Here is a 7,672-nt window from a genome sequence, read left to right on the forward strand (position 1 = left end):
GATGTGCCGACGCCTTCGCGGGCAAGCCCGGCTCCCACAGGTCTCGCAGCGTGCACAAATCCGCTGATCGACACGAACACTGTGGGAGCGAGCCTGCTCGCGAAAGCGCAGAGTCAGTCGACGCGATGCCTGAGGTGCCGACGCCTTCGCGAGCAGGCTCGCTCCCACGGGTCTAGTGGCGTGCCCAAGTCTGAGGATCGACACGGACACTGTGGGAGCGAGCCTGCTCGCGAAAGCGCAGAGTCAGTCGACGCGATGCCGGATGTGCCGACGCCTTCGCTAGCAGGCTCGCTCCCACGGGTTTTGTGGCATGCCCAAATCCGCTGATCGACACGAACACTGTGGGAGCGAGCCTGCTCGCGAAAGCGCAGAGTCAGTCGATGCGATGCCGGATGTGCCGACGCCTTCGCGGGCAAGTCGGCTTCCACGGGTTTCGCAACAGCTTTCTCGCTGCAGTGACGCCTCACTCCGCCGCTTCGATCTTGTACTGACCGTAGCCATAAGCACTTCCGGCGTCGACCGGAACAAATAACCCGTAGGTTTGCAGATAGGCGTAGGTGGCGCTGTCCTGGCCCTTGTCTTTGCGTGCGCAGGTGATGACCTTGGCGGTGCCGCTCAACGATGGATAGAACTCACTGGCAGGTTTGTGCGATTCCACCTGGCAGTCAAACCTGGAGTCCTCCGGTTCAGGCGCTTTTTGATATCGGGCGGCGGCGCGTTGCACGGTATAGGCCAGGTGGCTGCCGACCGGCATGTTCGTCCAGTCACCTTCGAATCGGAGATCGGTGATGGCGTTTTTTCTGACCCTGACTCCGTAATGGTCCTTGGTGTAGTCAATGCTGGCCAGCTCGGTCAGCCCACGAAAGCTGACGTTGACCACTTGGCGTGTGTTGCCATCGTAGCGCTCCATCAACTGCTTGCCAGGCTGGTAGGGCAGATAGCGAGTGTCACGCCCGGGGTTGCGTAGCCTGTCCTTGAGGATCGACAGATCCAGTTGTTCTGCGATCTTTTGTTCGTGTGCTTCGTTAAAGCTCTTATAGGAAAGGCGCAGATGCTCGATGCTTTTTTCCGGCGCCGGCAGTTTCAACGCCTCGATGGATTTCACAACCGAGGCTGGCAGTTGCGGAACCGGCAATACGAAGGCAGTTTGCGTCCGGCCCGGGAAAGGCTTGTATTGATCCAGCGCCTGCTGCGTACCGCAGGCCAGCGTCAGCAACTGGCGCTCATCGGCATCCGGGTTTTGCAACACGGCGGGTTGCTGGACCATCGCGCCGCCGATCACGCGGTTGTCCCTGTCCAGATAAAACGTGCTGAGCGAGGTCAATCGCTGCTGAGCGCAGTCGGCACTCCAGCGTTGCCGGACTTGCGAGTACAGGTCTTTATCCGACGGCATCAACGCCTCGGTAGCGGGAACCCGGGCAGACCAGAACAACGTCTGGCCGTCCTTTTGAATCAGGCTGGCGCGATCCAGCAACTGCCAGTCCTGCTGTTCGGGCGCGGCAATGACACGCCATTGAGGTACGGGCGTCTGGGCGCACACCTGCTTGAGTTGGGCGCTCTGCAAAAACAGTTGTTTCTCTGCGCCAGGCATTTGTCTGCCTTCCGCCGTTGCACTTTTTCGATCGACCGCCAAGCGCAGCATTCCACCCGTGGTCAGGTGAGCCATTTGCGCGTCTGGCAGGTGGCAGTTGGCATCGAAGCGCACGAGATGGCGGATGTTGTGGCCGTTGAGTTCCATCACCACGTAGGTGACGTAATCTCCCTCACGCACGATCGAATGTGATTCCGGTTGAAGGGCCAGGGCTGCGGTGAGTTCTTCACGGCCCATTGCGTCGAGGTCGGCCGAGGTCTGTTTCTTCGCAGGGCTTTGGCAGGCGGCGAGCGCCACGGCCAGAGTAACTAACGACAAGCAATTGAAGCGCCGAATCAAGGCATCCATGCGGGGACACGCCATCAAGAAAAAAAGTGATGGCATATTAACATGTGCTCAGCGCCCCTCATGCTGCTTGCGATAGGCCCCCGGTTGCACGCCCACCGACTTGGCGAACGCCCGGGTAAACGCGGCAATCGACTGATACCCCACCGCCGCGCACACCTGCTCCACCGTGTGGTTGGCGCGCAGTAACTGGCAGGCGTGACGGATGCGCAGCGCCAGCAGCACTTGCCCTGGTGATTGCCCGGCGAGTTCGTTGAAGCGTTTGAAGAACGCCGAGCGCGACAGGCCGATGCGCGCCGCCATGCTTTCAAGTGACCACGGCAATTGCGGCTGCTCGATCAACTGATCCAGCAGCGGCGCGAACTGCGGATTGCGCGCCAGTGCCACGAGGCCGCCGAGGCGCTGGTTGTCGGCCATTTGCTGACGCAGCACGTAAAGAAACAGCAGATGACTCAAGCGCTCCAGCAGGGCCGAGGAGGGGACAGGCAGGCGTTCGCACTCGTGCAGGATCAATTCGAACAAGGCCCGCGCCGCACTCGAGCTCGGGTCGCCTGCGCGCAGGATGATCCAGTCCGGCAAGCCTTCGATGATCAGCGATGACAACCCGGACCTGAAGTGAAAGAAGCCGCAGACCAGCCCGACACCGTCCTGCGCCTGACTGTCGAGCGCGGTCATGGCCACGCGCGGCAACGTGTGGGCGATGGCCGGATTTTCGGCGTTGGAGAGCCGGTAGTTGAGGTCGCGCAGCAGGAATACCGCATCGCCGCTGTCCAGGCGCAGGGCCACTGGATGACATTCGATGTGCAGCCAGCAATGGCCCTGCACGATCAGATGGAAACTTGCGCGCGCCAGCCCATGAGTGCTCGCGTGCCACGCACCGCAGTAGCGGCCGACGTGGAACAGGCGGGCGTCGAGTTCGAGGCTTTCTAATAACCAATCAACCAGTGGGCTGGACGAAATCATCTAATGGAAACACTCAGGAGCAAGTAATCGCTACTTTAGAATATGGATCGGAATTTTTATAACCAACAGACTTGCCGGACACTCATCAGCAGGAGTCTCCACCATGTCGCGAGTTACCTTACACACCGTGCAAAGCGCACCCGAAGCGGCCAGGCCGTTCCTCGAAAATGCGCAGAAGAGCTCCGGGTTCATCCCCAACCTGCTGGCCGTATTGGCTAACGCCCCAGCCGCGCTGGAAACCTACGTTACGGTATCGGCGCTCAATGGCAAAGCCGAACTCAGCCTCGCCGAGCGCGAAGTGGTGCAACTGATTGCCGCGACCAACCATGGTTGCGATTTCTGTGTCGCAGGTCATACCGCCGTCGCGCTGAATAAGGCCAAACTGCCGCCGGAGGTGGTCAGTGCGCTGCGTGAGAAAGCCACCGTGCCCGTGGAAAAACTGGAAACCCTGGCCGCGTTCGCCCGTGAAGTGATTGCCACCCGGGGCAAGGTCAGTGATCAGACCTTCAATGAGTTCAAGGCCGCCGGCTACACCGAAGGCAACGCGCTGGAAGTGATCCTCGGTGTCAGCCTCGCGACCCTGTGCAACTTCGCCAACGTGTTTGCCGACACGCCGCTCAACCCTGAGCTGGCCCCGTATCGCGCGTGATCGGCGAGCGCTTCAGGCTGCATCGTCTATGGTTGATGCGGCTGCGTACAAGGAGAGAAACGACATGCTCAATCCGGCATTGATTGAATGGCTGGAACACAACGCCCAGGCCCTGGATACGGGCGACGGCGATTCGCAGCAGGTGCTGACGCAGCTGGCACAGGCCGGGGTGCTGCGCGTCGGCATCGCCCCGGCGCTAGGCGGCAGCGGGGGGCACGTCAGCGACGCCGTGGAAACCCTGGCCGCCGTTGCCAGCCATTCATTGGCGGCGGCGTTCGTGTTCTGGGGCCAGCGCGCCTTTATCGAATACCTGCTGCACAGCCCCAACACCGTGCTGCGCGACAGACTGCTGCCGTCGTTGCTCAGCGGCGAACTCGCTGGGGCGACCGGTTTGTCCAACGCGATGAAGTTCCTGTCCGGCATCGAAGCGCTGCAAGTGCGCGCGGCCAGTGCCACCGACGGCTGGACCTTGAACGGGCGCCTGCACTGGGTGACCAACCTGCGTCAAAGCGGTTTTGTAGTGGCGGCAGCGATCGAGCACGTAGAGGGCGGTGCGCCGTTCGTGCTGGCGATCGCGGATGACGCTGGCGGCGTGCAACGTTCGACCGATCTGCAACTGATGGGACTGCAATCGAGTAACACCGCGGCCATCGATTTCACCCAGGTGGCGGTCGCTCGCGAATGGTTGCTGCATGAGGATGCGCGCAAGTTTCTGCCAGCGGTGCGTCCGGCGTTTCTCGGCTTGCAGTGCGGCATGGCGATCGGTCTGGCGCGACGTGCGTTGGCCGAGGTCGAAGGGCATTTGCAGGACGGTCGCTTGGTTCTGCTGGAGCCGCTGCATGAGCAACGCGAGCAACTGGCGAAGACCGTTGGCGAGCTCAAACAAGGCTTGCAGGATGGGCGTTTCCTGACGCATCCGGCGGCCTTGTTCCAGGTTCGCATCGCGTTGGCTGAGTCCGCCGCCAGCGCCGTGCAACTGGAACTGCAGGCCAGCGGTGGCAAGGCTTATCTGACCGAGCACGGCAGTGGTTTCGCCCGGCGTTGGCGTGAGTCGGCGTTCGTGCCGATTGTCACCCCGAGCCTGGTGCAACTGCGCGCCGAATTGCAGCGGCAGAAACGGGAAGCGAAGGCATGACTACGCCGTTGCTGGAGGCGCAGGGCATCAGCCTCGGTTACCCTCGAGAGCAGGGCTGGCACACCGTGCTGGAACACTTCGACCTGCAACTGCAGCCCGGCGAAGTGGTGACGATTCTTGGGCCCAGTGGCGTCGGAAAATCCAGTCTGCTGCGGGTGCTGGCCGGTTTGCAGGCGCCGCAGCGGGGCCGCGTGAGCCTGCTTGGCGAACCGCTGACCGGCGCGCATCCTCGGGTGGCGGTGGCGTTCCAGGACCCGAGCCTGCTGCCGTGGTTGACCTTGGAAAAGAACGTCGCCTTCGGCCTCGATTTCGCCCGGCAGCCGCACCTGACCGCCGAACAACGCAAGGCGCGGATCGACCACGCGATTGCCGCCGTCGGCCTCGAGCACGCACGGTTGCAGCACCCGGCGCAGCTGTCCGGCGGCATGGCCCAGCGCACTGCGTTGGCGCGCTGTCTGGCGCGGCAGCCGCAGGTGCTGTTGCTTGATGAACCGTTCGGCGCGCTGGATGAAATCACCCGCGCCGACATGCAGCAGTTGCTCTTGCAACTGATTGCCGAACACCACACCGCAGCCGTGTTGATCACCCACGATATCGACGAAGCCCTGCTGCTCTCCGAGCGGATTCTGCTACTGGGTAACAGCCCGGCGCACATCCTCGGCGAGTGGCGCATCGACCTGCCTCAGCCGCGTGCGGAGCTGGTCGAGGAACTGGGCGCGCTGCGCATCGACATTCTCAAAACCCTTCGGCGGGCGAGCCGCAATCCTCTCACTCAACCTGTGCCCGCTACGTCGGAGATTGACCATGTGCCTGGACGACTTCACTCACACACGTCGTGACTTCCTCAAACTCAGCGCCTTGCTGACCGCTGGCGGCGCGTTGCCGCTGCTCAACAGCCTGAACGCCCGCGCTGCATCCGAGCCGAACGCGCCGGTGCGCATCGGTTATCTGCCGATCACCGACGCCACGCCGTTGTTGGTCGCGCACAACAATGGCCTGTTCGAGGCCGAAGGCATTCAGGCCGAGCGCCCGGTGCTGTTGCGCAGTTGGGCGCAGGTGATCGAGGCGTTCATTTCCGGGCAGGTCAACGTGATCCACCTGCTGTCGCCAATGACCGTGTGGGCGCGCTACGGCAGCAAGGTGCCGGCCAAGGTCGTGGCGTGGAACCACGTCGGCGGCTCGGGCCTGACCGTGGCGCCGGGCATCACCGAGGTCGAGCAACTGGGCGGACAGACGGTGGCGATTCCGTTCTGGTATTCGATCCATAACGTGGTGGTGCAGCAGCTGTTCCGCGACCACGGGCTGGTGCCGGTGAGCAAGCCGGCCAGCGCCGCGCTGGCGCCGAACGAGGTCAATCTGCTGGTGTTGCCGCCGTCGGACATGCCACCAGCCCTGGCCACCAAGCGGATTGCCGGTTACATCGTCGCCGAGCCGTTCAACGCTCTGGCCGAGGAGCTAAAGGTGGGCCGCGTGCAGCGCTTTACCGGCGACGTCTGGCGCAATCACGCCTGCTGCGTGGTGTTCATGCACGAGCAGGACTTGAACAACCGTCCCGAGTGGTCGCAGAAAGTGGTCAACGCCATCGTCAAGGCGCAGGTCTGGACCCGCGACAACCGCGCCGAGGCGGCCAAACTGCTGTCCAGGGACGGCGCCAATCGCTACACGCCCCACGCGCAACCGGTGCTCGACCGCGTGCTGGCGCCGGCCGCCAGTGATCGTGAGTTGTACCTGAGCAGCGGGGCGATCCAGCACAGCCATTGGGATGAGCAACGCATCGACTTCCAGCCGTACCCGTTCCCCAGCTACACCGAGGAGCTGGTCAGGCGCCTGAAGGACACGTTAATCGAAGGCGACAAGGGTTTCCTCGCCAGCCTTGATCCGCAGCAGACCGCCAGGGATCTGGTAGACGATCGCTTCGTGCGGAATGCCATTGCTGCAGTCGGCGGGATGAAGGCATTCGGCTTGCCGGAAAGCTTCGAGCGCAGCGAGGAGTTCAGCCTCTGATGCGTCAGCGATCTTCCTCGACCTTGCACGGCGCGCTGGGTGTTGCCGGGTTGTTGTGCCTGTTGCTGCTGTGGTGGCTGGGCGTGCACCTGCTCGGCGGCAACGACAGCCTGGCGTTGCGTTTTTCCCCGGAAGCCACGCTGGCCAGCCTCGGTGAACTCCTGCTGCGCCCGGAGCTGTACGAGCATGTACTGGTCAGCCTGAAGCGGATTCTGCTCGGCCTGCTGCTGGCGTTGCTGATTGGCGTGCCGCTGGGGCTGATGATCGGCAGCTACCGGCATCTGGAAGCAGCGACCACCCCGGCATTTCAGTTTCTGCGGATGATCTCGCCGCTGTCGTGGATGCCGGTGGTGGTGATGCTGATGGGCGTGGGTGATCAGCCGATCTACTTTCTGCTGACCTTTGCTGCGGTGTGGCCGATCCTGCTCAACACCGTGGCCGGCGTGCGCCAACTCGATCCGCGCTGGCTGCAGCTCAGTCGCAGTCTCAGCGCCACCCGTTGGGAAACCCTGCGCAAGGTGATTTTGCCTGGCGTCCTCGGCCATGTGTTGACGGGGGTGCGGCTGTCGATCGGCATTCTGTGGATCGTCCTGGTGCCGTGCGAAATGCTTGGGGTCAGCGCGGGGCTGGGCTATTTCATCCTCGATACGCGGGACCGCCTGGCGTATTCGGAACTGATGGCGATGGTGCTGCTGATCGGTGTGCTGGGCTTCGCCCTGGACGCTTTTGCGCGGTGGCTGCACCGGCGCTGGGCGCCGACCTGAGCCCATTCGCGAGCGGGCTCGCTCCCACAATGATCTCGGCCAGTCGCCAAATTCGTGTTCACCACAGAACCCTGTGGGAGCGGGCTTGCTCGCGAAGAGGCCGTGTCAGTCACCATCCCTTTGCCTGCCCCGACGCCTTCGCGAGCAAGCCCGCTCCCACAATGATCTCGGCCAATCGCCAAATTCGTGTTCACCACAGAGCCCTGTAGGAGCGGGCCTGC

At 62.9% G+C, this 7,672-nt stretch carries 7 protein-coding genes; 5 read left to right on the plus strand and 2 right to left on the minus strand.

Annotated elements, in window-relative coordinates; all coding sequences use genetic code 11:
• Positions 1-463: 463 nt before the first annotated feature.
• Both U862_RS0121825 and U862_RS0121830 read right to left on the minus strand, forming a co-directional pair.
• Positions 464-1,939: a hypothetical protein gene (locus tag U862_RS0121825; RefSeq protein WP_025112359.1), complete on the minus strand. Its 1,476-nt coding sequence runs from the start codon at positions 1,937-1,939 to the stop codon at positions 464-466.
• 48 nt (positions 1,940-1,987) lie between these two features.
• Positions 1,988-2,899 (minus strand): AraC family transcriptional regulator, encoded by a 912-nt coding sequence (locus tag U862_RS0121830; protein WP_025112360.1) that lies wholly within the window; start codon positions 2,897-2,899, stop codon positions 1,988-1,990.
• 103 nt (positions 2,900-3,002) lie between these two features.
• Here U862_RS0121830 and U862_RS0121835 point away from each other — a divergent pair, with 103 nt between their 5' ends.
• The 5 genes from U862_RS0121835 (at position 3,003) to U862_RS0121855 (ending at position 7,451) form a co-directional block, all read left to right on the plus strand.
• Positions 3,003-3,548 (plus strand): carboxymuconolactone decarboxylase family protein, encoded by a 546-nt coding sequence (locus U862_RS0121835; RefSeq protein WP_025112361.1) that lies wholly within the window; start codon positions 3,003-3,005, stop codon positions 3,546-3,548.
• Between the two features lie 64 nt (positions 3,549-3,612).
• Positions 3,613-4,683 (plus strand): acyl-CoA dehydrogenase family protein, encoded by a 1,071-nt coding sequence (locus U862_RS0121840; protein WP_025112362.1) that lies wholly within the window; start codon positions 3,613-3,615, stop codon positions 4,681-4,683.
• Positions 4,680-5,522, plus strand: coding sequence for an ABC transporter ATP-binding protein (locus U862_RS0121845; protein ID WP_025112363.1), 843 nt, complete (start codon positions 4,680-4,682; stop codon positions 5,520-5,522). The genes U862_RS0121840 and U862_RS0121845 overlap by 4 nt, the downstream gene beginning before the upstream one ends.
• Positions 5,488-6,687 (plus strand): ABC transporter substrate-binding protein, encoded by a 1,200-nt coding sequence (locus tag U862_RS0121850; protein WP_025112364.1) that lies wholly within the window; start codon positions 5,488-5,490, stop codon positions 6,685-6,687. The genes U862_RS0121845 and U862_RS0121850 overlap by 35 nt, the downstream gene beginning before the upstream one ends.
• Positions 6,687-7,451 (plus strand): ABC transporter permease, encoded by a 765-nt coding sequence (locus tag U862_RS0121855; RefSeq protein ID WP_025112365.1) that lies wholly within the window; start codon positions 6,687-6,689, stop codon positions 7,449-7,451. The genes U862_RS0121850 and U862_RS0121855 overlap by 1 nt, the downstream gene beginning before the upstream one ends.
• Positions 7,452-7,672: the final 221 nt, after the last annotated feature.

This window comes from Pseudomonas sp. H1h, assembly GCF_000633255.1.
GTDB lineage: Bacteria > Pseudomonadota > Gammaproteobacteria > Pseudomonadales > Pseudomonadaceae > Aquipseudomonas.